The organism is Xanthomonas sp. WHRI 7945, assembly GCF_035026585.1.
Genome location: NZ_JAYIQP010000036.1, coordinates 1 through 23619, shown reverse-complemented (window position 1 = coordinate 23619; position 23619 = coordinate 1). Strand labels below are relative to the sequence as shown.

The following is a 23619-nucleotide window of genomic DNA, read 5'->3' as shown; positions in this document are numbered from 1 at the left end:
GCTTCAGCCGCGACAGGCGTTACCGATAGATCCTGTCGCGGCTGAAGCCGCTCCTACAAGGGGGCGTTGTCGGTGTGATCGGACGATGCGCCAGGCACCGCACGGCGGTAAGCGCGTGACCCGCTTTCAGCTGCGCTTGCGCGGCTTGGCGCGGGTCGGCTTCTTGCCGATCGCGGCGCTGGAGGTGGGCTGTGCCGCCAGCGCGCCGCCATCGCGCAGTTGCTGCAGCCACGACAGCGCATCGACGTAGGCCAGGAAGTGCTGCAGATAGCCAGGCGACAGCGTGCGCATCAGCACCAGCGAACGGTGCACCAGCACGCCGGAATTCAGCGGGCCGGCATCGGACGGCGCCTGCTGCAGCGATTGCCGCAGCTGGCTGCGGCTGCGCAATTCGGTCCACAGCCGGCGCGCGTCGTCGAGTGCGGGCAACGACGCGAACGCCGGTGCCGCGGCGCCGGCGGGATCGTGCGTTGCGTCGCTAGCGAAGATATCCAGCAGTTCGCCGAGCGGGCCGCGCGTGGCGGTGGGCGCGGTCTCGGCACTGGCAGTGGCATGGACGTCGGCATGAAGACGGGCACCGGCATCGCTCACCGCGGCCGGCATCCTGGCCACGTCGTCGGCATAGGCGTCGAGCAGCGTGGACAGCTTCTGGTCGAGCAGGCGCCGCGCTTCGCCCTGGTGGGCATCGGCGCGCCGCGCCAGCGCTTCGATGAAGCGCAAGCGCAGCGGGTCCAGGCGCCCGCCATGCTGCGCGCGCCACGCCGCGATCCGTTCGCTCGCCGTTGTTGCGTCAGCGCGCATGCGGGATCGGGGCGGACTTGGACAGCTTGGGCAGCGGCGCCATTTCCACGCGCCGGTTGCTGGCGCGTCCTGCTTCGTCGGTGTTCGGGCTCACCGGTTGCTGCGCGCCGAACGCGGCGGCGAACACTGCGTCGGCTGGCATGCCTTCGTCGATCAGCGCGCGGGTCACGGTCAGCGCGCGCTGCGCCGACAGTTCCCAGTTGTCGGCGAACTGGCGGTTGCTGTCGCGGACCTGGCGGTCGTCGGTGAAGCCGCTCACCATCAGGATCTCGCCGCGCGCCTTGAGATAACCGGCCAATGGCGCGGCCAGGCTCTTCAGCACCTCGCGTCCCTCGGGCTGCAACTGGTCGGAATTGAGCGCGAACAGCACGCTGCCGCGGATGCCGATGCGGCCGTCGACCAGGGTCACCCGGCCCGCCGCCAGCGGCGCGGCCAGCGCCTGTTCCAGGGTCTTGCGCTGCCGCGCCTCGGCCTGGCGCTGCCTGACTTCCTCGTCGAGCTTGTTCGACAGCTGCAGTTGCACCCCGATCACGCCGATCAGGATCAGCACGAACGCGCCCAGCAGCACCGACATCAGGTCGCCGAACACCGCCCAGATCGGGGTGCCGGCCTCGGTGTCGAGTTCCAGCCCGTCGCTCATGCCGCTTCGGCTCCGCCGTGTCCATGCTGGCCGGGCAGCTGGCGCAGTTCCTCGATGATCTGCTTCTGCGACAGCATGCTCAGGTCGATCACTTCACGCGCCTGCGCCACGTAGTAGGCCAACTGCTCGTCGCTGCGCGCCAGCGACTTGTCCAGCGCCTGTTCGATGCCCTGCAGGCGCTCCAGCAGCGCCGCGTTCGACTGGCCGAACGCCTCCACCGCGCCACCGAACGCATCGCCCAGGCTCGCCACTTCGGTGGCGCCGACCGCGACCTGCGCAGCGACCGATTCGAGCTTGCCTGTTTCGGCCTCGATGTGGTCGGTGAAGCGGGTGCCGACGCGGTCGAGCAGATCCGCCGAGGTGGTGACCAGCGCGTCCACCGCCGTGCGTTGCTCGGTGGACGCGTGGTTCACCGCATCGAGCAGGGTGTGCAGCGTGTCCAGCAGGCGGCTGCGCTCTTCCAGCATGGCGGTGTCGCGGACCATGCTCTCGGAGAGCTTCTGGCGCAGCTCGGCGACGACGTCGGCGGCAGCCTTCGGCGCTTCGGAGGCGGTCTGCACCAGGCGCGAGATCTCGGCGATGGTTTCGCTGGCATGCGCCTGGGTCTGCGCCGCGATCGCGGCTGCGGTGCGTTCGAGCGTGTCGCAGATCTCCTGCTGGCGCTGCGCGCTGTGCGCGCCGTTGCGTTCCCACTCCGCATTCAAGCCGGCGACCATCGTGGCGAACGTATCCGCCCACGTGGCCAGGCGCGCCTGGTCGCGCGCCTGCAGCGCGTCCTGCAACTGCGCATGCGCTTGCTGCATGACCGCGACCAGCGCCGCCGCGCGTTCTTCCAGCGTCGTGGCGGCTTCGCTCAGCGCCTGCGCGTTGCGCTCAGCCAGAGCCGTGTTGACCTGCTCCTGGCGCGACAGCGCATCGTTCCAGGCCTGCTTGGCGGCGTCCGCGGTGGCGTCCAGGCGCGCCGAGATCACGTCCAGCGCCTGCGCGTTGCGCGCCGCCAATTGCGCGTTGATCTCCTCCTGGCGCGACAGCGCGTCGCTCCACGCCTGCTTCGCGCCATCGGCGGTGGCGTCCAGGCGCACCGCGATCGCGTCCAGCGCTTGCGCATTGCGCGCCGCCAGGCGGTCGTTGAGGGCTTCCTGGCGCGACAGCGCCTCGTGCCATGCCTGCTTGGCGCCGTCCGCGGTCGCGTCCAGACGCGCCGACACGGCATCCAGCAGCCCGGCCGAGCGCGTCGCGAAGCTGTCGCCGGCACCCTCCAGCGCGCTGCGCAGATCCTGGACCAGCGCCTCGTTGGTGCTGCGTTGCCCCGCCAGTGCGGCGTCCCAGGTCTGCGCAGCGCGCGCAGCGGCGGTTTCGAAGCCGGACGCCAGGCCGTCCAGCTGCCGCTGCACGGCGTGTTCGACGCGCTCGTGCAGCGTGGCGGTTTCGCGTGCCAGGCCGGCCAGCGTGGCCTGCACCACCGGCTGCAGCGCGGCGCCGAGCGCGCGCGCGTTTTCGGCGACCCCGGCCTGCAGCGACTGCTCCACCGCGCCGGCCAGGCGCGTGTAGGCGGCCTCGGTCCGGGCGTGGAAGGCGTCCTGATGGCTCGCCAGCCGGTCGCCGCTGGCGGCGCCCTGTTGCTCGATGCCCGCCGCCATCGCCTGCAGCCGGTCGATCAGCGCCGGCATCAGCTCGGTCTGCCGTTGCAGCAGCTTGAACGCTTCGCTGCGCTGGAAGGCTTGCGAATGGGCGTGCAGGGTGGTCGCGATCTGCAGGTCGAGCGCCTGCACCGCCTGCGAGCGTTCGCGCCGGCACAGCGCGGCGAGCAGGCCGAGCATCGCCGAACTGGCCACGCCGGCGATCGAGGTGCCGAACGCGAAGCCCAGGCCCTTGACCGGCGCGGCCAGCGAGTCGCGGATGGCCTGCAGGTCGGTCGCGCTTTCCAGCGCCAGGCCGGTGCCGCGCAGCGTCGCCATCATGCCCAGGAAGGTGCCCAGCATGCCCAGCAGGACCAGCAGGCCGACCAGGTACGGGGTCAGCCCCGGCGCCGGCAAGGCCACGCGCTCGCCCTCAATGCGCAGGCGCACCGCGTTGCGCAGGCTCGGATCCAGGCGCGCGAGCCAGCCGCCCAGGTCGGCCTGCGCTGCGTCCGCGTCGGCCACGGCGTGGACGAGCGTGCTGGTGGCTTGCCGGTAGCGGTACAGCTCCAGCGCGCCGGCCACGTAGCACGCGCCGATCAGCAGCGCGAAGCTGGCGCCCAGCGGGTTGGAGCCGAGGTAGCCCACGCCGATCCAGCACACGGCGGCGAGGCCGGCAAGGAAGACGATGGAATGGAAGATGGTCTTGAACATGTTGTCTCGGTCAGCGGGTGCGAAGCGCTGCGAGCAGCCCTTCGATGGGATGGAAGCGGACGTCCAGCTCGGCGCGCAGCACGCTGCGCATGTCCTGGCGGAACAGATCCAGCCAGGCGCCGGCGCGCGTCGCCTGGGAGGCGGTGTCCGCCGGCTGCGCGTCGGCCGGCAGCGGGTGCCCGGCCTCGCGCAGGCGTTCGAAATGGTGTCCCAGCAGCGTCGGGACCGCGGCCAGCAGGGTCTGCTCGCGCGGGCTCAGGGTCGACTCCATGACCGCGTCCACTTCCGCCAGCCGCGCCATGTCGGCCGAGGACCGCGCCAGCGTGTCGCGCAGCTGGCCGCGCAGGCGGCCGGTGGCGGTCAGCATCGCCCGCTGCAGCGACAGGTAGCGCTCGCGGAACGGCGCATAGTCGATCGGCGCGGTCGCGTCGGCGCCATGGCCATGCCTGGCGCCCCGAGCTTTGCCGGCGCCCGTGGCGGGATCGGCGCAGATGGCCTCCTCCAGCGCGCCGCGCACCCGTGCGCATTCGTGCTCGTCGGTGCTCTCGAAGGGCGCATCGTCGTCGATGGCGGCCAGCTTGCCGTCCAGCGCCCTGGACACGGCGACGGCGCGCGTCCAGTCGATCCATTGGCCGAGGCGGTCGGCCAGTGCGGGGCTGGACGGCGCCATGTCGGCGTCGCTGAGACGTGCGAGGAGGCGAATGAACGCCGGGCCCGGGACAGGCGGCCGTGGAAGAGCTTTCGCCATGCTTCTGCGCAAAGCGCGCAATTTTACACGCGAATGACATCCCGGGCCGGGCGGACCTTCGAAGCGATGCCGGAAACCGGGCTGTCGGTCCGCTGCGGTTCAAGCGCTCGCCGCGTCGCCGACGCCAGCCAGGCACCGTGGTGCCTGCCGCTCGGCGCTGGCTGGCGGCCTGCCGGGCCTGCGTGGCTTGCTCGGAGAAGGCAGCCCAGCCGCACACGGTGCGAACGCCAGCCGGGGCCGGCCTGGACCTGAACCGACTCGATTCGATTCGATGCTTCCGGTCCGGCTGGCCCTCAAAGTGAAGCAGGCCAAGATGCGGCAGGCCGCCAAGGGGTCTTCGGGCGGCCCCTCGGCTACAACTGCCGCTCCCCGCGCAGCAACGGATACGGATTGAGCGATTCGCCCTTCCACCACTGCTTTTCCGGGCCGAGCCGGTGGATCTCGAAATGCAGGTGCGGCGCGCCAGGGTCGGCATTGCCGGTGCTGCCGACATAGCCGATCACCTGGCCGCGGCGGATCGCCTGCTTCTCCGCCAGCCCGTCCGCATAGCGCTGCAGGTGCGCGTAGTAGTAGGCGTAGCGGCCGCTGGGTTCGAACTGGTACACGGTCAGCCCGCCGCGCTCGCTGTCGAACAGTTTTTCCACGTTGCCGTCGGCGACCGCCAGCACCGGCGTGCCGGCCGGCGCCAGGATGTCGATCGCGTCGTGGCGGCGGCCCTGGCTGCGGGCGTCGGTGAAGGTGTCCTGCAACTGGTCGCCGGTCACGCCCTGTACCGGGATCAGCAGACCGGCGGATGCACTGGCTGGCGCCGCTGCGCTCGCTGGCGCCGCAACCGGCGGAGCCTGCGCGGTGTCCGCGACGGACGGAGGCGACGGTGCAGTCGCCACAGGTTGTGCCTGCGCCGCTGCCGGCCGAGCAGCGGGGGATGCCGCGGGCGTGGCGCCGGCCGATGGCGCGGGGCTGGGGCGGACCTGCACCACACCGTCGCGCAGGCTCCAGTAGCCCAGTGCCGCCGCCGCGACCAGCAATGCCAGGATCGGTACGCTGCGCATGCGCTCAGTCCTGCATGGTGACCGGCACCGACGCGTTCACCGCGGCGGCGACGGTCAGCGCATCCCAATTGGTCAGGCGGACGCAGCCGTGCGATTGCGCCTTGCCGACCCGTGCCGGGTCTGGCGTGCCGTGCAGGCCGTAGTGGTCCTTGGACAGGTCGATCCACACCTCGCCGACCGGGTTGTTCGGGCCTGCCGCCAGCGTCGCCTTCTTGTCCGACTTGTCGGCGTCCCAGAACAGCTTGGGGTTGTAGTGGAAGGTCGGCTGCCGCACCACGCCCTTGATCTTCCACTCGCCGATCGGCAGCGGATCGTGCTCGCTGCCGGTGGAGGCGGGGAACTGGGCCAGGATCGCACCGTTGGCGTCGAGCAGGCGCACGGTGGAGTCGGATTTGTCGACCAGCAGCTTGGCCGCCTTGGGCAGCGCGGCGGTGCCGAGCACGTTCGGCACCTGCACGCTGGCGCCGGCCTGGGCGAAGTCGATCGACGGGTTCAGCGCCCGCAGCAGCGCAGGCGCGGCGTGGAAGCGCTCGCCCAGGCGTTCTTCCACCGATTCGTAGCCCAGCGCCGGCAACGTGGCTTTTTCCGCGGTGTCCTCGGGGATCTTGGGGAACGGACCGGCGACGTCCTCGGCGGTGAGCGTGTAGGCGACCAGCGCCGGCGCGGTGTCCTGCGCCAGCGCCTGCCAGGTGGCGTCGTCGAGTTCGCCGCTTGCGTTCAGGCCGCGCGCGGCCTGGAACCCGGAGACGGCGCGGCGCTGGTTGGAACCGGCCTGGCCGTCGATCTCGCCCGGCGAGAAGTGCGCGCGGTCCAGCAGCACCTGCGCACGCAGCAGCGAGCGCTCGCCGCTGTCCGGCGCCGGTGCTGGCGCGGCCGCGGCTTTGGCGGGCGCTTGCGCCGCCGCACTGTCGACTGCGTTCGCGAACAGGACGGCAAGGCAGGCGAGTGGAAGCGATAGACGGGGCATCGGCGACTCCAGCAGGAATTCCGTCCACCATGCCTACGCGCTGCGGCTAGCCCGCGTGAAATGGCTGGCTGCCCGCTGACCGGAGCGCAGCGAGGCTGCCGGGCCGCGCTCCTGCAGCGTATCGCGAGCGTCCATCGGCGTATCGCGGAGCGTCCCATCGGCAAGATGCGGCAGCGAGCCGCGAGCCGCAAGCGGCGACGCCGGGTCGGGCGTCGCCTCGGGTTCCGCTCGTGTCTGCATCGCCGGTGGCGATGCCTCTCCCTGCGGTGGCCTGCGCCGGCAGCGTTACCGACACTGCGCCAGTGCATGTCCTTCCCTCGTATCGCCGCGCGCGCCATCCCAATCGCACCGACAGGCTCGGGCAGCGACATGCTGCCGTGGCGGGATACTGGTGTTTCAGCCCGCCGCGGTCTGCCGCAGGGCGTAGGCGAGCAGCCGCGCCTGCACGCGTTCGCCCAGGCCGCGCGGCGCATCCAGGGCCATGCGCTGCAGGCACGCCGGATCGGCGGCGGTGCGCGACAGCAGCGCGCGCGCCACGGTCGCGAGCTTCGCGCCGGTGCCGGCGGTGTTGCGTTTCAGCCAGGCCAATGCGCGCAGCAGGCGCTGCTCGATCTCGGTGAAGTCGCTGCCGAGCGGATAGTCGGGCAGGGTGCCGTCGGCGCGGAACGGAGCCAGCGCGGCGCGCACCCGCTCGGCGCGGTTGCGCTGCCAGTGCCGCGGCGCGACGAAATCCGCGGCGAGCTTGCGCGCTTGCCTGGCCTGCTGCAGCAGCGCCGGCTGGAACGCCACGTCGGCCAGGCCGGTCATCGCCACGGCGCAGTCCTCGTCGGTCATGCCGCGCAGGTCGGCGATGCCGTATTCGTTGAGGTAGATGTCGCGCAGATGGCGCGGGATCGTGGTGTGGCCGTAGTTCCAGCGCAGGTTGGACTGCAGCGTGCGCGCCTCGCCGCGGGTGGCGCGGAACATCAGCACGCTGCGCGCGTCGTCCAGCGCATGCGCCATCGCCACGAAGTTGTACTGGCCGCCCACGCCGGACACCACGCGGCCGTCGTCCAGCGCATCGGACACCGCCGCGCCCAGTGCGGTGGCCATCATGCACGAGTTGAAGAAACGCGCCTCGCGCCGTTGCGCGCGGCGCAGCGCCTCGCCGCCGTACAGCTGGTTGATCTCGCTGATCCGCCGCATGCCGATCGCGGCGCATGCCTCCGGCGCCATGTCGCGCAGCCAGGCGTAGAACTCGGGCGAGCCGAGGTAGAACGCGCCCTGCAGGTATTCGCCATCGCGCTGCAGTCGCGCCTGGTCGTCGGCACTGGCGCTGCCGTCGGCCACGCGCTGCATCAGCGCGGCATCGTCGAGTACCTTGCGCCGGATCACGCCGCACTGGACCAGTTGCCGGAAGCCTTCGTTGAGCATTTCGCTGCAGCCGAACAGGCCGATCGAGAACGGTGCCAGTCCGCCGCATTCCTGCACCGCCGGGTGCGTTTCCAGTTCCGGATCCAGCGCCGCCAGCACCTGCCGATAGCGCGCGTTGTCGGTATGCCGCAGCACCAGCGCGTGGCACAGCGCATCGGCCAGCGTACCGATGCCGATCTGCAGCGTGCCGCCATCGCGCACCAGCGTGCTCGCGTACAGACCGATGGCGTAGTCGGCATCGGCCACCGGTTGCCGCGGCAGCCCGAACAGACGCGGATACGGCCCGGGCGGCGTCGCCACCACGTCGAAGAATGACGGCTCCACCGCTGCGCTGCCGCCGATCCACGGCAGCTGCGGATCGACCTCGGCGACCAGCAGCGGCCGCGGCAGGCCGCGCCGGCGCACCGCGTCCAGCGTGTCCTGGGTGATGTCGTTGTTGCACGAGAACGACAGGCGCGTGCCGCCGGGTTCGCGCGCCACCTTCTGCACGATCAGGTTCGGCGCGCGCTGCGCCACCGCGTCGGCGGCATGGGTGTAGTTGAGGCTGGTGTAGCCGCGCTGTGCCTGTGCCGAGTGCAGCAGCGCGCCGGACTGCATGTAGAACTCCTCGACCTGGATGTGCGCCGGCAGCGCATCGCGCTGCAACGCCTGCACGTACTTGAGCGCCGGGAAATCCTCGCCGAAATGGCGCTGCACGAACGGCCGCACGAAGCGGCCTTCCAGTCCGCCGCCGGCCGGCGGTGGGTTCAGCGACAGCGCGGTGTAGAGCTGCATCGGCCGCGCCGGATCGGCGGCGACGCGGTCGTACAGCGCGTTGAGCAGGCGATGCGGCTTGCCGATGCCCAGCGGCGCGCCGATGCGCAGCGTGCCGGGGATGCGCTGCAGGATCAGGTCGGCAACGGCGTCTAGGTCTTCGAGGTGGTCGGTCATCCACATAGCTTAGGCGAGCGTCGCGGTTCCATGGCCCGGCGATGTGTAGTGACCGCTTGACAAGCGTTTCGTTTACTCGTGTAATCGATAAAAATTACAGGTGTAAATGCTATGCCGATCAGCGATGCGGAAGCGGTGGTGATGGAGGTGCTGTGGAGCCGGCATCCGCTCGCGGCCGAGGAGGTGTTCGCGGCCCTGTCCGGGCATGGCGGCTGGGCCGAACCCACGGTCAAGACCTTGCTCAACCGGCTGCTCAACAAGGGCGCGATCCGCGCCGACAAACAGGGCCGCCGCTATCTGTACGCGCCGCTGCTGCAGCGCGAACAGTGGGTGCAGCAACAGAGCGAAGGCCTGCTCGAACGCCTGTTCGGCGGCCGCGTCGCGCCGCTGGTGGCGCACTTCAGCGAACGCGGCAAGCTCAGCGACGCCGATATCGCCGAACTCAAACGACTGATCCAGGAGCTGGACGATGAGCGTTGAAACTTTCGTGGCGGGGATGTGGGCGACGGCGCTGGCCGGCAGTGCGGCGATCGTAGCGGTGCTGGCGCTGCGCGCGCCGTTGCGGCGGATGTTCGGCGCCAGCGTCGCCTACACGTTGTGGGCGGTGGTGCCGTTGGCGATGCTCGGCGTGTTGCTGCCTGGCGATGTGCGCCCGGCGCTGCCGGCGGTACTGGCGATGCCGCAGGTCTGGGTCGGGCTGCCGCAGGGATCGGCTGGCGCTACTGGCGCGATGGCTATGGCGAACGACCATCTGGCATTGTGGATGGCCGCACTCTGGCTGCTGGGCGCAGCGACGATGGCTGCCGTCCTGTGGCGGCAGCAGCGGCGCTACCGGCGTAGCCTGGGGCGGCTGTCGCCCGGCGCCGATGGCGTGCTGTACGCACAGCATGCGGCACACGGTCCGCTGGTGCTCGGCGCCTGGCGGCCGCGCGTGGTGCTGCCGATGGACTTCGCCATGCGCTATCCGACCGCACAATCGGAACTGGTGCTGGCGCACGAACGCATGCATATCGCCCGCGGCGATACCCGCTGCAACCTGCTGCTGGCGGCGCTGCGCTGCGTGTACTGGTTCAATCCGTTGCTGCACTGGGCCGCGCCGCGGTTCCGCTTCGACCAGGAACTGGCCTGCGATGCGGCGGTGCTGGCGCGGCATCCGGCCTCGCGCCGCAGCTACGCCGAAGCGATGCTGCAGACCCAACTGGATGTGACTGCATTGCCGGTGGGCTGCCATTGGCAGGCCGGGCGGACCTTGCGGCAGCGGATCGGCATGCTGCGACGGCCGGCGGTGAGCGGCTGGCGGCGGCGTGCGGGAATCGCCGTGGTGGCGATGGCGGCGCTGTGCGGCGGCGCTACGGCCTGGGCGTTGCAGCCACCGCCGGCGTCCGCGTTGGCGGGAAGCGGCATTGCGCCTGGGCTGGCTGATGCGCAAGCGCCGGATGCGGGTGTTGTGCTGGCGGGGGACGCGTCTGCAGCGGGCACTGGGCCGGCAAGCAGCGGGAGGCGCCTGCCGATGACACTCGCTGCCGCAACCGGCGCCGCGGCGACGGACACGGCCGCCAAGCGCGCAACCACGCCTGCCAAGCCCATGACGATGCTGCCGCCGCGCTATCCGCGCGAAGCGCTGCGCGAGGGTGCCTCGGGAAAGGTGATGCTGTTGGTCAGTGTGGATGAAGCCGGTACGGCCAGCGACGTGCGTTTGCTCGGTCGTGGCAGCGGCAACGCGGCATTGGACCAGGCGGCCATCGCGGCCGCCCGGCAGTGGCGCTTCACGCCGGCCCAGGAACACGGGCGTGCGATCCGTGGCCGGCTGAAGATTCCGGTCACGTTCGAGTCCGGGATGCAGCCTGTCGCGACGCCTACGGGACTGGCCGATGCGGATGGCTATCGCTGGTATCTGCTGGATGCGGAGACGCGCGATACGGACCAGCGCATGTGCGATGTGGTCAAGTCCGATGGACAAGGGCCGGCCCGGCGCGTGTATTGCGGCGTGACCGTGGCGTCGCAGAGATGAGCGCGCGCCGGATCGGTTCGGCAGGTCTGTTTCTGTGCCTGGCAGCCTGCGCCAGCCAGCCGCAGCGCGAGCAGACCCAGCGGCTGGACTCCGTGGACCAGCGCCTGCTTGCGCCACGCGGCGACGGCGCCCCCGCGGGGGCCATCTCGGCCTACGAGATGCAGCCGCAGCAGGTGTTCCGCATGCCGCAGCCGCTGGACGCGGCGACACCGCAACTGCCGGACGATTCGCCACGGCGCACGCTGCCGCCGACCACGGTGTGCGTGCGCGTGATCCTGTCCGCGCAAGGCGCCGTCGAGCGCAGTGAGCCGTTGCACGATCGCGAGGAATGCAGTGCCGGTGCGTTGGTCGACAATGCCGACTTGCTGCAGGCGGTGCAGCGCGAGGTCGCGCGGTGGCGTTTCGTGCCTGCGGCGATCTGCACATATGCCGATCCGGCGCGGCGGCCTGCGGTGGAAGGGCGCTGCGAGGATGCAGTGTCGGTGGAAGAGGTGCCGGTGACGCTGGCCTACGCGTTCACCTTCGAAGTGCGTGAGGGCAAGGCCAGTGTGCAGACCGGGCGGGTAGGGGGCCGCGGTGGGCGTTGAGCCCGAGCTGACGCCGATCCATGAGCGCTGGTTTCTCACATCGTTGCGGGTTGCGGGTTGCGGAAGCAATTCCGTTAGCTTCGGGCCATCGATTGCGATAGGCGTTATTGGGAAGGCCCGTCGCGACTGAAGTCGCTCCTACAAAGGGCGGCGTCCACGGACAGCCTCTCGACAGAGATGCCCCATGTGGCAGCAGCAGGATCGCTGCCGCGCATTGTCATCGCGGCTACAGCATCTCCGGCTTGAACAGCCGCCGCCGCGAGACTTCCGCGCCGGACAGCATGAACTTGCCGTCGCCGCGGTAGTGCAGGGTCCTGGGCAGTTTCGGCGACGTTGCGACCTGCGCCTTGACCACTTCCCAGACGAACAGGTTGTGCCTGGCGATCTGGCGGCCATCGTGCAGGCGGCACTCGAAGCTCGCGTAGCACTCGGCGATCGACGGCGCATCGACGTGCGTGCCGGCCACCGCGGTCAGGCCGAAGTGCGCGAACTTGTCGAGCTGCGCGCCGCTGCTGTTGCCGATGCCGATCACGGTGTCCAGCAGGTCCGCGGTCGGCAGATTGATCGTGCATTGCTTGCTGCGCCGGACCAGTTCGAAGCTGTGGTTGGCGCTGGAGATGCAGCAGGCGATCAGCGACGGCGAGAACTCCAGCACCATGTGCCAGCCCATGGTCATGATATCGCGTTGCCCTTTCCAGGCTGAACCGACCAGCACCACCGGGCCGGGTTCCAGGAACCGGCGCACCTGGTCGAGCGGGAAATCGTGTTTGCGGTAGCGGCGCATGGCGGCGGCCTCGCTTCGTTGCGATGGCGCACAGTCTGGCCATCGGCGGTGAATGCGGCGTCGGCGCCCTAGTCCAGTCGATGGATCGCATCGGCGATGCGTTCCACTTCCTCGGCCTGGTGGCTGACGTAGAGCATCGGCAGGCGCACCTCGTCGCGCACGCGCTGCAGGTACGGAATCAGCTCGCCGCGGCGTTGCGCATCCAGCGCCGACAGCGGTTCGTCGAACAGCAGGATCGCCGGCTGCGACAGCAGCGCGCGGCCGATCGCCACGCGCTGCGCTTCGCCGCCGGACAGATTTCCAGGGCGCCGCGACAGCAGCGGCGCGATGCCGAGCAGCTCGACCACCGCATCGAAGCCGAAGCGCTCGGCCTGGCCGCGGCCGTGGCGGCCGTAGCCGAGGTTGCGGCGCACGTCCATGTGCGGGAACAGCCGCGCGTCCTGGAACACGTAACCGATCCGGCGCCGGTGGGTGGGCACGTCGATGCCGGCGTCGCTGTCGTAAAGCACACGCGCGTCGATGACGATGCGCCCGCTGCGCGGCCGCAGCACGCCGGCGATGGCGTTGAGCATGCTGGTCTTGCCGACGCCGGAAGGACCCACCAGCGCGACCACGCGCGCCTGTTCCTCGACCCGCAAGCGGCGCTGGAAGCGGCCGCGCTGCACTTCGATGTCGATGCTCAGCATCGGCGCGCGCTCCCATGCCGCGAACGCGGTATGAGCAGGAGGCGCGCAGCGGCGTTGGGCCGGCTCATGCGTCCGCCTCCGGCCCGCGCTGGCGCCGCACCAGCCATTCGGACAGCAGCAGCGCGGCCAGCGAGATCGCCAGGGCCACCGCCGCCAGCCGCCAGATGCCCGCTTCGCCGCCGGGCACCTGCAGCAGGCCGTAGATCGCCGCTGACAGGGTCTGCGTTTCTCCGGGAATATTCGACACGAAGGTGATGGTGGCGCCGAATTCGCCCAGCGCCTTGGCGAAGGCGAGCGCGGTGCCGGCGACCAGCCCCGGCCAGGCCAGCGGCAGGGTGATGCTGAAGAACACCCGCCACGGCCCGGCCCCGAGCGTGGCCGCGGCCGCCTCCAGGCGCCGATCGGTGGATTCCAGGGCCAGGCGGATCGCGCGCACCATCAGCGGGAATCCCATCACCGCGCTGGCCAGCGCCGCGCCGGTCCAGCGGAACGCGAACTGCACGCCCAGGTGCTCCAGCAACCAGGCGCCGACCGGTCCCTGCGTGCCGAGCACGATCAACAGCACGTACCCGGTGACCACCGGCGGCATCACCAGCGGCAGGTGCAGCAAGGCGTCCAGCAGCGATTTGCCGGGGAAGCGGCGCCGCGCCAGCAGCCAGCCGCAGGCCACCCCGAACGGTAGGCTGCCCAGCGCCGCGACCAGCGCGACCTTGACGCTGAGCGCGATGGCGGTGAGTTCCTGCGGCGTGAATGCGAACAACGGCGACGGCTCAGTGCGCGAGCGAGAAACCGCGGCGCTGGAAGATCGCCTGCGCCGGCGGCGTGCCCAGCCAGCGCACGAAGTCGGCCGCGGCCGGGTGCTTGCTCGCGCGCAGCGCCGCCACCGGATACACGATCGGCGTATGGCTGTCGGCGGGGAACACCGCCACCACCCGCACCTTCGGTTCGGCCTTGGCGTCTGAGCCGTAGACGATGCCCAGCGGCGTTTCGCCGCGCGCGACCAGCATCAGCGCGGCGCGCACGCTGTCCGATTCGGCCAGCCGCGCCTGCACGCCGTCCCACTGGCCGAGCGTCTGCAGCGCGGCGCGCGCGTACTTGCCGGCCGGCACGCTATTGGTCTGGCCGAGCGCCAGCCGGCCCTGCGCGCCGAGCGCGGCAGCGAGCGCGCCGGGCTTGCGCAGATCGACCTTGGCCGCACTCGACGCGGGTGCGACCAGCACCAGCGTATTGCCCAGCAGATTGCGCCGCTGCGCCGGAGCGACCAGTTGGCGCTGCTGCAGATAGTCCATCCACTCCAGGTCGGCGGAGAAGAACACATCCGCCGGCGCGCCCTGTTCCACCTGCCGCGCCAGCGCCGAGCTGGCCGCGTACGACACCTGTACCGGCGTGCCGCTGGCGCGCTGATAGGCCGCGGCGGCCTCGTCCAGCGATTCCTTCAGGCTGGCGGCGGCGAACACGGTCAACGGCGTCTGCGCAAAGGCCGGCACGGCCATGGCGACGGTGAGCGAGAGCAGGCACAGCAGGCTGCGTAGCGTGCGGGACATGGGGGATGCTCCGGGGACATCGGGGGGGACAGCGGCAACCGACTGGACATGGCGCACTTCGCGCGCCAGCGGCCGGTGCTGCAGCGCGACCGTGCGGCGGCACTTGCCGCATCCTAACGCCTTCACTGTGGCGAGGGGGACAGATCGTCGGTACGGCCGGCCTGGATATTGGCGCGCACCGACGGTTGCATCAGCCGCGGCTGCGCCAGCGTCGCGTCGCGCGCCTGGCGCAGCGCGACGAACGCGGCTTCGTCGATGCCGTCGCGCACGTGGATGTTGTCGCGACGCTGCGCGCCGATGCTGGTTTCGCAGGCGACCGCGCGGCCGCCGGCGCCGTAGTCGTGGCAGACGAACACGCGGGTGGCGGGGGGGAGCGCGTAGAGCGTGTGGATCGAACGGAACAGCGTCGCCGCGTCGCCGCCGGGGAAATCGCAGCGCGCGGTGCCGCTGTCGGGCATGAACAGCGAATCGCCAGGAAACAGCGCATCGCCGATCAGGTAGGCGATGCTGTCGTCGGTATGCCCGGGCACCGCGATCACTTGGGCGGACAACGCGCCGATCGCGAACCGCTCGCCGTCGGCGAACAGATGATCGAAGCCGCAGCGCGTATCGCCGTCGTCCTCGGCCAGGCCGAACTGCGGCGCGAAGCGCGCGCGCACCTGGCGGATGCCCGCGCCGATCGCCAGCGTCGCCTGCGGCCAGCGCCGCTTGAACCACTGCGCGGCGGAGACATGGTCGGCATGCGCGTGGGTTTCCAGGATCCAGCGCAGTTGCAGGCCACGCGCTTCAACCAGCGCGGCCAGGCCTTGCGCCGGCGCATCGCGCAGCGCGCCGGTGTCCGGATCGAAGTCCAGCACCGGGTCGATCACCGCGGCCTCGTGGCCGTCTTCGACCAGATAGCTCCAGGTGCCGGAACCGGCGTGGTGGAAGGGGTGGACGTTGGGAACCTGGCTCATGGGCCTGCCTTGGCGGGAGAGGAACGGCCGGCGCTGCAGTAGATGCCGTGCAAGGTATCGAGGATGCGCTGCGCCGGGCCGGGGACCAGCGAATAGTAGATGGTCTGCCCGTCGCGGCGGGTCTGCACCAGGCCGTCCTCGCGCAGCAGCGCCAGGTGCTGCGACAGCGCCGATTGGCTCAGGTCCAGGCGCGCGTTGAGCTCGCCCACTGAGTGTTCGTGGTCCACCAGCAGGCACAGCAACAGCAGCCGCTTTTCGTTGCCGAGCGCCTTCAGCAGGCGCGCGGCTTCGCCGGCATGCGCGCGCATCGCCGCAGGATCCATCGCGGGTTGCAGGCGGCGGGCCATCGGACTCAGAAGGCGACCGGCAGGCCGGCAGCGGTCCAGCCGAGGAAGCCGCCGTTCAACGAGCGCACCGCGCTGTAGCCGAGTTGCTGCAGGCTCAGCGCGGCCAGCGTGGAGCGGCCGCCGCTGGCGCAGTACAGCAGGATCGGTTGGTCGCGCCGCGATAGTGCCGGATCGGTGTCGAGACGGAATTCGAGGATGCCGCGCGGGATGTTGATCGCGTTGGGCAGGTGGCCGACGGCGAATTCGCCGGGTTCGCGCACGTCGATGATCCATTCGCCAGGCAGCGGCGTGGCCGCGGCATCGGTGTCGACCTCGTGGATCTGCGGGCGCGCCCTGTCGACCAGGGCTTGTGCGGAGGAATGGGGCATTGGGGGCTCCGGTGGATGAACGGCGCCCATAATATCAGTTGACTCTAATATAAGAAAATTCTAATTTATCTCGCAGCCAGCGACGGTTCGCTGGCACCGACCGGGTTCCGTGGAACCCTCGTCCTGGAGCCGCTGCGTGAAGCCGTTTGCCCTCTTGATCGCGCTGGCCGCGAGTCTGTCGCTCGCGGCGTGCCGCCACGAATCCCCCTCGGCGGTGCCGCCGCCGCTGCCTGCGCTGCAGACCGACGCGGTGGCGTTCGCCGATTCCTCCGCGCGTGCCTGGGACGGCGTGGTCGCTGCGGTGGACCATGCCGACCTGTCAGCGCAGACCGACGGGCGCGTGCGTGAGGTCACTGTGGACGTCGACGACCGTGTCGCCGCCGGCCAGGTGCTGCTGCGGCTCAGCGCCGTGGAGCAGCGCGCCGGCGTGGACAGCGCGCAGGCGCAGCTGCGTTCAGCCACGGCCAGTGCCGACGAAGCCGAGGCCAGCTATCGCCGCTACGCCGCGCTGGCCGGCGCGCAGTACGTGTCCAGGGCGCAGCTGGATCAGGTCCGGGCCACCCGCGATGCCGCGGTCGCGGCGCGCCAGTCCGCCGCCGCGCAGCTGGCGCAGGCGCGACAGCCGGCCGACTACACGGTGATCCGCGCGCCGTTCGCCGGCGTTGTCAGTGCGCGGCAGGTGCAGCCCGGCGAAGCGGTGGCGACCGGCCAGGCCCTGCTGTCGCTGTATGCGCCTGGGGCGCAGCGCATCGAGGTGCAGGTGCCGCAGTCCGATGCCGCGGCGATCCGCGCCGCGCCGCACGCGCAGGTGCGGCTGGACGACGGCCGCGCGCTGGCGGTGCAACGGGTGCGGGTGTTCCCCACCGCCGATCCGAACAGCCACAGCGTGACGGTGCGCGTGCCGCTGCCCGCGCTGCTGCCGGCACCGGCACCGGGCACGACCGCCAAGGTCGCGTTCGCCGTACCGACCGATGGCACCGACGCGGCCACGACCACGCTGTGGATGCCGCGTGCGGCGTTGCTGCAGCGTGGCGAACTCAGCGCGGCCTATGTGCTGGCCGCCGGCGCGCTGAGCCTGCGCCAGCTGCGCGTGGGCCGGCAGGAGCCGCAGCGGGTCGAAGTGCTGGCGGGATTACGCGCCGGCGAACGCGTGGCGCGCGATCCGGTCGCCGCCGGGCAGGCGCTGGCCGCGCAGCGGCGCGCGCTGGCGGAGCGCTGAGATGGCGGCGCGACTGGGCGTGTCCGGACGGCTGGCGGCGGCGTTCCAGGCCAATCCGCTGACTCCGTTGCTGGCGCTGCTGGGCCTGCTGCTGGGCCTGGCCGCGGTGGCGATCACCCCGCGCGAGGAAGAGCCGCAGATCGACGTGACCATGGCCACCGTGTCGGTGGCCTTCGCCGGCGCCGATGCGCGCGAAGTGGAGCAGCTGCTGAGCACGCCGCTGGAGCAGAAACTGGCCGAGATCGAAGGGGTCAAGCACGTGTACTCGGTCAGCCGCCCGGGGCAGGCGCTGCTGACCGTCGAGTTCCAGGTCGGGGTGCCGCGCCAGGCGGCGCTGGTGCGGCTGTACAACCAGGTGTATTCGAACCTGGATGCGTTGCCCCAGGGCATGGGCGTGGGCACGCCGCTGATCAAGCCCAAGGGCATCGACGACGTGCCGGTGATGGCGGTGACGTTGTGGAGCGACGATCCGCAGCGCAGCGCGGTGGACCTGGGCGAGGTCGCGCACACACTGGAAAGCGAACTCAAGCGCATTCCCGGCACGCGCGACATCTACAGCATCGGCGCGCCGCAGCGGGTGCTGACGCTGACCCTGGATCCGACGCGGCTGGCCGCCTACGGCCTGACCGTGTCCGACCTGAGCCAGGCGCTGCAGGCGGCCAATGCGGTGCGCCAGCTCGGCGAGCGTATCGGTGGCGGCCGTGCGGTGCCGGTCGCCGCCGGCACCTTCCTGGCCGATGCCGACACGGTGGCGTCGCTGGTGATCGGTGTGCACGACGGCCAACCGCTGCATCTGCGCGACGTGGCGCAGGTGCGCGCTGGCGCCGACCTGCCCAGCAGCTATGTCTGGTACGGCGCGCCGGCCGCACGCGGCGGTCCGGCGCAGGGCCGCGCGCCGGCGGTGACCCTCGCCATCGCCAAGCAGCCCGGCAGCGATGCCGCCGCGATCACCCGTGCGGTCGCTGCGCGCCTGCAGCAGCTGCGCGGCGAAACGATCCCGCAAGGCGTGCACGCCGAAGTGACCCGCGATTACGGCACCAGCGCCGACGCCAAGGCCGCCAAGCTGATCCACAAGCTGGTGTTCGCGACCGGTTCGGTGGTGCTGCTGGTGCTGTTCGCGCTGGGCTGGCGCGAGGCCATCGTGGTCGGCAGCGCGGTGGTGCTGACCCTGGCGCTGACCCTGTTCGCGTCGTGGGCGATGGGCTTCACCCTCAACCGGGTGTCGCTGTTCGCGCTGATCTTCTCGATCGGCATCCTGGTCGACGACGCCATCGTGGTGGTGGAGAACATCCACCGGCACATGCGCGCCGGCGGCAAGACCCTGCGCGAGGCGATCCCGCCGGCGGTGGACGAGGTCGGCGGTCCGACCATCCTCGCCACCTTCACCGTGATCGCGGCGCTGATGCCGATGGCCTTCGTCAGCGGCTTGATGGGGCCGTACATGCGGCCGATTCCGATCAACGCCTCGGTCGGCATGCTGCTGTCGCTGGCGATCGCCCTGATCGTGACGCCGTGGCTGTCGCTGAAGCTGCTGAGGCGGCATGCGCCGTCGGTGGCCGATGCCACTGCCGACAGCGCGACCGCGTCCGCATCGCCGCGCCTGCAGCGCTTCTTCTCGCGCTTGCTGCATCCCTTCCTCGCCCCCGAGCGCGGCGCGCGGCGGCGCGGCTGGCTGTTCGCCGGCATCGCCGCGCTGCTGGTGCTGGCAGTGTCGCTGGTCGGGCTGCAATGGGTGGTGATGAAGATGCTGCCGTTCGACGACAAGTCCGAATTGCAGATCGTGGTGGATCTGCCCGAAGGCAGCACGCTGCAGGACACCGATGCGCTGCTGGTCGAACTGGCCGGCGTGCTCGACCGCACCCCGGACGTGCACGATTACCAGGGCTATGCCGGCACCTCGGCGCCGGTCAATTTCAACGGCCTTGTGCGCCAGTACTACCTGCGCAGCGGCAACAACGTCGGCGACCTGCAGGTGAATCTGGTCGATAAACACCTGCGCACCCGGCAGAGCCACGCCATCGCGCGCGCGTTGCGTCCCGAACTGGCGGCGATCGCGCGCCGTCATGGCGCGGCGCTGAAGGTGGTGGAGGTGCCGCCGGGCCCGCCGGTGCTGGCGCCGCTGGTCGCCGAGGTGTACGGCCCGGATTACGCGCGCAGCCGCCAGTTGGCCTTGGCATTGGAGCGACGCTTCCTACGCACGCCGAACGTGGTCGATGTGGATACCAGCGTGGAAAGCGCGGCGACGCGCGAGGTGATCGTGGTCGATCGGGTGCGCGCGGCGCGGCTGGGCGTGAGCCAATCGGCGATCGCCGGTGCGCTGGCGACGTCGGTGCAGGGAGTGGATGCGACCTGGTTGCACGATGGCGCCTCCAAGTATCCGCGACCGGTACGGCTGCGCCTGGCCGCGGCGGACCAGGCCGGCGTCGCGCGCATGTTGGCGCTGCACGTGCGCGGCGGCGACGGCCAACTGGTGCCGTTGTCGGAGCTGGTCGCGGTGCAGCGGCTGCCCTGGGACGGTGCGATCTCGCACAAGGATCTGCGGCCGGTGGTGTACGTCACCGGCGACGAGGCCGGGCGCCTGGACAGCCCGCTGTACGGCATGTTCGACCTGGTCGGGCAGCTGCGCCGACAGCGCGTCGGCGGGCAGGCGGTGGCGCAGTCTTTCATCGCGCAACCGCTCGACAGCGGCGACTTCGCGGTCAAGTGGGATGGCGAATGGCAGATCACCTACGAGACCTTCCGCGACATGGGCATCGCCTACGCGGTCGGCCTGCTGCTGATCTATCTGCTGGTGGTGGCGCAGTTCCGCAGCTATCTGGTGCCGCTGGTGATCATGGCGCCGATCCCGCTGACGGTGATCGGGGTGCTGCCGGGACACGCGCTGCTCGGCGCGCAGTTCACCGCCACCAGCATGATCGGCATGATCGCGCTGGCCGGCATCATCGTGCGCAACTCGATCCTGCTGGTGGACTTCATCGGCCAGGCGCTGGCGCAGGGCCGCAGCGCCGAGCAGGCGGTGGTGGAGGCCTGCGCGGTGCGCGCGCCGCCGATCGTGCTGACCGGGTTGGCGGCGATGCTGGGCGCATTCTTCATCCTCGACGACCCGATCTTCAACGGCCTGGCGGTGGCGCTGATCTTCGGCATCCTGGTCAGCACCGCGCTGACCCTGTTGGTGATCCCGCTGCTGTACTACCCATTGGCGCGCCGCGCTGCCAAGCCGGCGTGAGCGCGATGCGCATGCGCGTCCATGCGGTCTTTGCAGTGCCGGCGTAGAGCCGGCGATTCCGTCATCGACGTCCTGGAAATCCGCATGAGCATCGGCGATCCGATCCGCGTCACCCTCGAACAGGAGACGGATTTCGCGTTCCGCATCCAGTTCGACGAAACCGATCTGCGCCGTGGCTGGGCGACGAGACCGCGCCGCTCGGTCACGAACGCGGGCCCAATCCCTCGCGCATCCTGTTGGCCAGCATCGCCAATAGCCTGGCCGCCAGCCTGCTGTTCGCGATGCGCAAGTTCAAGAACGATCCGGTCGGCGTGGTCGCGCACATCACCGCCACGCCGATGCGCAACGCGGACGGCTTCTGGCGCATTCCGCAGGCGTCGGTGGAACTGCAACTGCCCGACGGCAACCAGGGCTACGCGCCATGCGGACGACGCACGCAGTCTGCGGCTTCGTTGCAGTAGTTAAGAAAAACGTCAGGGGCATGAAGCGCTCCTGTTAGTCGGACACGAGCTGCAGCTGAATGCGAAGAGGCTTCGTCCGATCGCCGGGACGCATGGCGCGAGTATCGGAAGCAATCACAGAATCATTCGAAACTCTATCGTTTTCACGACTTTCTAACGCTGGCCGGCGTAGCCGTCGATTGGCGTGGCTGGCATGGGATAGCAATTGCCGATCACGCTGCTAAGGATCATTCAACTGACAACGGAGCTTGTTATGAAAAATCTAGCCGTTCTGAGTTTGGTGTTGCTGGTTTCGGCCCCCGCGGTTAATACGGCGGTAGCAAAGGAAGCCACATTCGAGAAGTTGAACAAGAAAGCCAGCTTCATACATGGCGACAATCTGGTGACAAACGTTCTACCGGAAAGGGGTGCTTCGGCTGACGACCGTCTGCAGTCACCGCAGCAGAAGGCCGCCGGGCTAAGTGCTGTCATGGTCACCCGCAATGGCGACTTGTACGAATCCAGGATGGATCCGGAAGATGTCGCCATTTTCGAGCAGGCCATCATGGACTTGCAGATGCTTGGCCGCACATCCACGACGTTCAGCACGCCTCCGAGGCTTCCAGATTTCTACAGAAGCAGTCGCGTCAATCCCAATGTCGTTATCGGCACCGACGACCGGGTGCAAGTGTCGAATACCGTGGCGTCTCCGTACTGGCATATCGGTCGTATCGGAATCGGTTGTACCGGTACGCTGATTACGCCGAAACATGTCCTCACCGCGGGGCACTGTATATCCAACGGAGCGGGTACCTTTTATTCCAGCCTGGATTTCACCACGGCGCAGAACGGTAGCTATCAGCCTTGGGGGACGACCACATGGTCGAGGGCCATCACCACGTCGGCATGGCACAACAGCGCGGACAGCAACTACGATTACGCGCTGATCGTGCTGAGCACGGCTCCGCATGGCGGCAACTCCGGCTGGGGCGTGTATTCGGGAGGTGCGCATACCATCACCGGTTATCCTGGTGACAAACCTCTGGGTACGATGTGGACGCATTCCGGGTCGGTATCGACCAGTGGTTCTTACAGGCTTTGCTATACCATCGATACCTTCGGCGGGAACAGCGGAAGCGGGATTGCAAGCGACGGCGGGGTCAATGTCCGCGGGATCCATACCACGGGATCGTCCAGTCAGAACTGTGGGACGAGGCTGACCAGCACCGTCTACAATACGCTTCAAAACTGGATCGCTACGTACCCGTGACTGCTCATTGACGCTGACTTGAAGTAACACGGACGCGGTGCGCCGCATGGCCGGCGCACCACGTTTTCGCGGCGTATCGGGCAACGCGCGAGGAGGCAAATATGAAAAGGGTTTTTATTGCAGCGCTGGTGCTGTTGGCAGGCTGCGGCCTCGACCGTACACAGCCGACCAAGAATCAAGAGCCGTTGGAGCGCGCGCTGATCATCGGCAGTGCAGAATCTCCGGACCCAGTGCTGGTCAAGGTCATGGAGTTGGAAAAAAGCGGTGTAGTGGAAGATGTCGTCGTGCACGAATCCTTTCCCGTGCAGATCCGCTTGCGCGCACCACAGAAAGTAATCGACGAGCTCAATGGAATTCCTCGGTCCGGCAAGTTGCGTTAGCGGTAGCCAACTTTACCGGGGATACTTACTCGACTCATCCGCATTTCGGGGGACTGGCATGGCAGTAGGCGACGCGCTAGAGATGAATTGGCCGGCGTCTTGCTCTCGTTCGGTTGACGTCGTCGGAACGACGAACCCAGGCCGCAGCCGCCATGCCCACCACCCGCATCGCCGGCCGCATCCATGCATTGCGCGCGGCGCCGTCCATCGCGCATCGATCGATTCCGACGCTGTCGCGACATGGACGGTTCCCGGCGGCGTGACCAGCGAGGTCCATGTTTTCGAAGCGCGCGAGCAGGGGCGGTGCCGCGTCTCGCTCACCTATACGGTCAAGGACGCGCACGGCACTGTGCTGCTGGGCGACAAGAGCATCGAGGCCGGCGTGTGAACGATCCGCTGCACATCGCCTGCCCGCACTGCCAGGCGCTGAACCGGGTGCCGGCCGACCGCCTGGCGGCGGCGCCGCAATGCGGCCGCTGCCATCGCGCGCTGTTCGTCGGTGCGCCGGTGGTGCTGACGGGGGACAACTTCGCCGCCCACGCCGAGCGCAGCGACATCGCGTTGCTGGTGGATTTCTGGGCGCCGTGGTGCGGCCCGTGCCGGACCATGGCGCCGCAGTTCGAGGCTGCCGCCGCGCAACTGGAGCCGCGCATGCGCCTGGGCAAGCTGGACACCGAGGCGCAGCCGGCGCTGGCGGCGCGCTTCGGCATCCGCAGCATTCCGACCTTGGCGCTGCTGCGGCATGGCCGCGAACTGGCGCGGCACAGCGGTGCGATCGGTGTGGCCGACATCGTGCGCTGGGCGCGGGCGAACGCGGGTTAGGCGTCCCCTGTCAGGCGCCGAATTCCTATTGCGTTCCTGTAGGAGCGGCTTCAGCCGCGACAGGATCTATCGGTAAGACCTGTCGCGGCTGAAGC

The 23619-nt window shown here is 69.7% G+C and carries 24 protein-coding genes; 10 read left to right on the top strand and 14 right to left on the bottom strand.

Translation table 11 applies throughout. From position 1 onward, the window contains the following. Window positions 1-126: 126 nt before the first annotated feature. The 7 genes from VDQ83_RS18145 to VDQ83_RS18115 all read right to left on the bottom strand — a co-directional run bounded on the left by VDQ83_RS18145 (window position 127) and on the right by VDQ83_RS18115 (window position 8884). On the bottom strand, window positions 127-801 hold the full coding sequence (locus VDQ83_RS18145) for a DUF2894 domain-containing protein (RefSeq protein WP_455435957.1): 675 nt from the start codon (window positions 799-801) through the stop codon (window positions 127-129). Continuing rightward, window positions 791-1441 (bottom strand): OmpA family protein, encoded by a 651-nt coding sequence (locus VDQ83_RS18140; protein WP_455435956.1) that lies wholly within the window; start codon window positions 1439-1441, stop codon window positions 791-793. The genes VDQ83_RS18145 and VDQ83_RS18140 overlap by 11 nt, the downstream gene beginning before the upstream one ends. Beyond that, window positions 1438-3774, bottom strand: a complete 2337-nt coding sequence (locus VDQ83_RS18135; protein WP_455435955.1) for a DUF802 domain-containing protein — start codon at window positions 3772-3774, stop codon at window positions 1438-1440. Before VDQ83_RS18135 ends, VDQ83_RS18140 begins: the two co-directional genes overlap by 4 nt. A gap of 10 nt (window positions 3775-3784) precedes the next feature. After that, on the bottom strand, window positions 3785-4522 hold the full coding sequence (locus VDQ83_RS18130; RefSeq protein WP_455435954.1) for a DUF3348 domain-containing protein: 738 nt from the start codon (window positions 4520-4522) through the stop codon (window positions 3785-3787). A 353-nt stretch (window positions 4523-4875) separates the two neighbouring features. Further along, complete coding sequence (locus VDQ83_RS18125; RefSeq protein WP_455435953.1) at window positions 4876-5574, bottom strand: M23 family metallopeptidase; 699 nt, start codon at window positions 5572-5574, stop codon at window positions 4876-4878. A 4-nt stretch (window positions 5575-5578) separates the two neighbouring features. Then, the gene (locus VDQ83_RS18120; RefSeq protein WP_455435952.1) at window positions 5579-6541 is read right to left on the bottom strand and encodes a L,D-transpeptidase family protein; all 963 of its coding nucleotides are present in this window, start codon (window positions 6539-6541) and stop codon (window positions 5579-5581) included. 396 nt (window positions 6542-6937) lie between these two features. After that, the gene (locus VDQ83_RS18115; RefSeq protein WP_455435951.1) at window positions 6938-8884 is read right to left on the bottom strand and encodes an acetyl-CoA hydrolase/transferase C-terminal domain-containing protein; all 1947 of its coding nucleotides are present in this window, start codon (window positions 8882-8884) and stop codon (window positions 6938-6940) included. Between the two features lie 111 nt (window positions 8885-8995). On the opposite strand from VDQ83_RS18115, the gene VDQ83_RS18110 reads away from it, so the two are divergent. The 3 genes from VDQ83_RS18110 to VDQ83_RS18100 are packed head-to-tail and all read left to right on the top strand — an operon-like array spanning window position 8996 to window position 11482. Next, window positions 8996-9364, top strand: a complete 369-nt coding sequence (locus VDQ83_RS18110) for a BlaI/MecI/CopY family transcriptional regulator (RefSeq protein WP_455435950.1) — start codon at window positions 8996-8998, stop codon at window positions 9362-9364. Continuing rightward, window positions 9354-10895: a TonB family protein gene (locus VDQ83_RS18105; protein WP_455435949.1), complete on the top strand. Its 1542-nt coding sequence runs from the start codon at window positions 9354-9356 to the stop codon at window positions 10893-10895. The genes VDQ83_RS18110 and VDQ83_RS18105 overlap by 11 nt, the downstream gene beginning before the upstream one ends. Further along, the gene (locus tag VDQ83_RS18100) at window positions 10892-11482 is read left to right on the top strand and encodes a hypothetical protein (protein WP_455435948.1); all 591 of its coding nucleotides are present in this window, start codon (window positions 10892-10894) and stop codon (window positions 11480-11482) included. The genes VDQ83_RS18105 and VDQ83_RS18100 overlap by 4 nt, the downstream gene beginning before the upstream one ends. A gap of 226 nt (window positions 11483-11708) precedes the next feature. Here the strand turns inward: VDQ83_RS18100 and VDQ83_RS18095 are convergent, their stop codons facing one another. The 7 genes from VDQ83_RS18095 to VDQ83_RS18065 all read right to left on the bottom strand — a co-directional run bounded on the left by VDQ83_RS18095 (window position 11709) and on the right by VDQ83_RS18065 (window position 16167). Next, window positions 11709-12266 (bottom strand): flavin reductase family protein, encoded by a 558-nt coding sequence (locus VDQ83_RS18095; protein ID WP_455435947.1) that lies wholly within the window; start codon window positions 12264-12266, stop codon window positions 11709-11711. Between the two features lie 68 nt (window positions 12267-12334). Then, complete coding sequence (locus VDQ83_RS18090; RefSeq protein WP_309914533.1) at window positions 12335-12952, bottom strand: ATP-binding cassette domain-containing protein; 618 nt, start codon at window positions 12950-12952, stop codon at window positions 12335-12337. 64 nt (window positions 12953-13016) lie between these two features. Then, window positions 13017-13712 carry a molybdate ABC transporter permease subunit gene (modB, locus tag VDQ83_RS18085; protein ID WP_263395546.1) on the bottom strand — a complete coding sequence of 232 codons (696 nt, stop codon included), beginning with the start codon at window positions 13710-13712 and terminating at the stop codon, window positions 13017-13019. A 10-nt stretch (window positions 13713-13722) separates the two neighbouring features. Then, on the bottom strand, window positions 13723-14496 hold the full coding sequence (modA, locus tag VDQ83_RS18080; RefSeq protein WP_455435946.1) for a molybdate ABC transporter substrate-binding protein: 774 nt from the start codon (window positions 14494-14496) through the stop codon (window positions 13723-13725). A 122-nt stretch (window positions 14497-14618) separates the two neighbouring features. Continuing rightward, complete coding sequence (locus VDQ83_RS18075) at window positions 14619-15452, bottom strand: MBL fold metallo-hydrolase (RefSeq protein WP_455435945.1); 834 nt, start codon at window positions 15450-15452, stop codon at window positions 14619-14621. Next, on the bottom strand, window positions 15449-15799 hold the full coding sequence (locus tag VDQ83_RS18070) for an ArsR/SmtB family transcription factor (RefSeq protein WP_309914542.1): 351 nt from the start codon (window positions 15797-15799) through the stop codon (window positions 15449-15451). The genes VDQ83_RS18075 and VDQ83_RS18070 overlap by 4 nt, the downstream gene beginning before the upstream one ends. A 5-nt stretch (window positions 15800-15804) precedes the next feature. Next, on the bottom strand, window positions 15805-16167 hold the full coding sequence (locus VDQ83_RS18065) for a rhodanese-like domain-containing protein (RefSeq protein ID WP_455435944.1): 363 nt from the start codon (window positions 16165-16167) through the stop codon (window positions 15805-15807). A gap of 136 nt (window positions 16168-16303) precedes the next feature. Between VDQ83_RS18065 and VDQ83_RS18060 the strand changes: the two genes are divergently transcribed. The 7 genes from VDQ83_RS18060 (at window position 16304) to trxC (ending at window position 23524) form a co-directional block, all read left to right on the top strand. Continuing rightward, window positions 16304-17386, top strand: coding sequence for an efflux RND transporter periplasmic adaptor subunit (locus tag VDQ83_RS18060; RefSeq protein ID WP_455435943.1), 1083 nt, complete (start codon window positions 16304-16306; stop codon window positions 17384-17386). A gap of 1 nt (window position 17387) precedes the next feature. Further along, a complete protein-coding gene (locus tag VDQ83_RS18055; RefSeq protein ID WP_455435942.1) occupies window positions 17388-20612 on the top strand; it encodes an efflux RND transporter permease subunit in 3225 nt (1074 codons plus the stop codon). A 236-nt stretch (window positions 20613-20848) separates the two neighbouring features. After that, window positions 20849-21073, top strand: coding sequence for a hypothetical protein (locus VDQ83_RS18050; RefSeq protein ID WP_455435941.1), 225 nt, complete (start codon window positions 20849-20851; stop codon window positions 21071-21073). A gap of 253 nt (window positions 21074-21326) precedes the next feature. Next, window positions 21327-22322 carry a trypsin-like serine peptidase gene (locus tag VDQ83_RS18045; protein WP_455435940.1) on the top strand — a complete coding sequence of 332 codons (996 nt, stop codon included), beginning with the start codon at window positions 21327-21329 and terminating at the stop codon, window positions 22320-22322. A gap of 101 nt (window positions 22323-22423) precedes the next feature. Beyond that, window positions 22424-22702 carry a hypothetical protein gene (locus VDQ83_RS18040; RefSeq protein ID WP_455435939.1) on the top strand — a complete coding sequence of 93 codons (279 nt, stop codon included), beginning with the start codon at window positions 22424-22426 and terminating at the stop codon, window positions 22700-22702. Between the two features lie 259 nt (window positions 22703-22961). Continuing rightward, complete coding sequence (locus tag VDQ83_RS18035) at window positions 22962-23090, top strand: hypothetical protein (protein ID WP_455435938.1); 129 nt, start codon at window positions 22962-22964, stop codon at window positions 23088-23090. Next, window positions 23087-23524, top strand: a complete 438-nt coding sequence (gene trxC, locus VDQ83_RS18030; protein WP_455435937.1) for a thioredoxin TrxC — start codon at window positions 23087-23089, stop codon at window positions 23522-23524. Before VDQ83_RS18035 ends, trxC begins: the two co-directional genes overlap by 4 nt. Window positions 23525-23619: the final 95 nt, after the last annotated feature.

Excerpts from the sequence above, each read along its gene's own strand:
- VDQ83_RS18115 (WP_455435951.1), bottom strand. The coding sequence starts at position 8,884 with ATGACCGACCACCTCGAAGACCTAGACGCCGTTGCCGACCTGATCCTG.
- VDQ83_RS18070 (WP_309914542.1), bottom strand. The coding sequence starts at position 15,799 with ATGGCCCGCCGCCTGCAACCCGCGATGGATCCTGCGGCGATGCGCGCG.
- VDQ83_RS18065 (WP_455435944.1), bottom strand. The coding sequence starts at position 16,167 with ATGCCCCATTCCTCCGCACAAGCCCTGGTCGACAGGGCGCGCCCGCAG.
- VDQ83_RS18110 (WP_455435950.1), top strand. The coding sequence starts at position 8,996 with ATGCCGATCAGCGATGCGGAAGCGGTGGTGATGGAGGTGCTGTGGAGC.
- modA (WP_455435946.1), bottom strand. The coding sequence starts at position 14,496 with ATGTCCCGCACGCTACGCAGCCTGCTGTGCCTGCTCTCGCTCACCGTC.
- VDQ83_RS18095 (WP_455435947.1), bottom strand. The coding sequence starts at position 12,266 with ATGCGCCGCTACCGCAAACACGATTTCCCGCTCGACCAGGTGCGCCGG.
- VDQ83_RS18135 (WP_455435955.1), bottom strand. The coding sequence starts at position 3,774 with ATGTTCAAGACCATCTTCCATTCCATCGTCTTCCTTGCCGGCCTCGCC.
- VDQ83_RS18090 (WP_309914533.1), bottom strand. The coding sequence starts at position 12,952 with ATGCTGAGCATCGACATCGAAGTGCAGCGCGGCCGCTTCCAGCGCCGC.
- VDQ83_RS18120 (WP_455435952.1), bottom strand. The coding sequence starts at position 6,541 with ATGCCCCGTCTATCGCTTCCACTCGCCTGCCTTGCCGTCCTGTTCGCG.
- VDQ83_RS18075 (WP_455435945.1), bottom strand. The coding sequence starts at position 15,452 with ATGAGCCAGGTTCCCAACGTCCACCCCTTCCACCACGCCGGTTCCGGC.
- VDQ83_RS18125 (WP_455435953.1), bottom strand. The coding sequence starts at position 5,574 with ATGCGCAGCGTACCGATCCTGGCATTGCTGGTCGCGGCGGCGGCACTG.
- VDQ83_RS18040 (WP_455435939.1), top strand. The coding sequence starts at position 22,424 with ATGAAAAGGGTTTTTATTGCAGCGCTGGTGCTGTTGGCAGGCTGCGGC.
- VDQ83_RS18140 (WP_455435956.1), bottom strand. The coding sequence starts at position 1,441 with ATGAGCGACGGGCTGGAACTCGACACCGAGGCCGGCACCCCGATCTGG.
- VDQ83_RS18045 (WP_455435940.1), top strand. The coding sequence starts at position 21,327 with ATGAAAAATCTAGCCGTTCTGAGTTTGGTGTTGCTGGTTTCGGCCCCC.
- VDQ83_RS18055 (WP_455435942.1), top strand. The coding sequence starts at position 17,388 with ATGGCGGCGCGACTGGGCGTGTCCGGACGGCTGGCGGCGGCGTTCCAG.
- VDQ83_RS18130 (WP_455435954.1), bottom strand. The coding sequence starts at position 4,522 with ATGGCGAAAGCTCTTCCACGGCCGCCTGTCCCGGGCCCGGCGTTCATT.
- VDQ83_RS18105 (WP_455435949.1), top strand. The coding sequence starts at position 9,354 with ATGAGCGTTGAAACTTTCGTGGCGGGGATGTGGGCGACGGCGCTGGCC.
- VDQ83_RS18145 (WP_455435957.1), bottom strand. The coding sequence starts at position 801 with ATGCGCGCTGACGCAACAACGGCGAGCGAACGGATCGCGGCGTGGCGC.
- VDQ83_RS18100 (WP_455435948.1), top strand. The coding sequence starts at position 10,892 with ATGAGCGCGCGCCGGATCGGTTCGGCAGGTCTGTTTCTGTGCCTGGCA.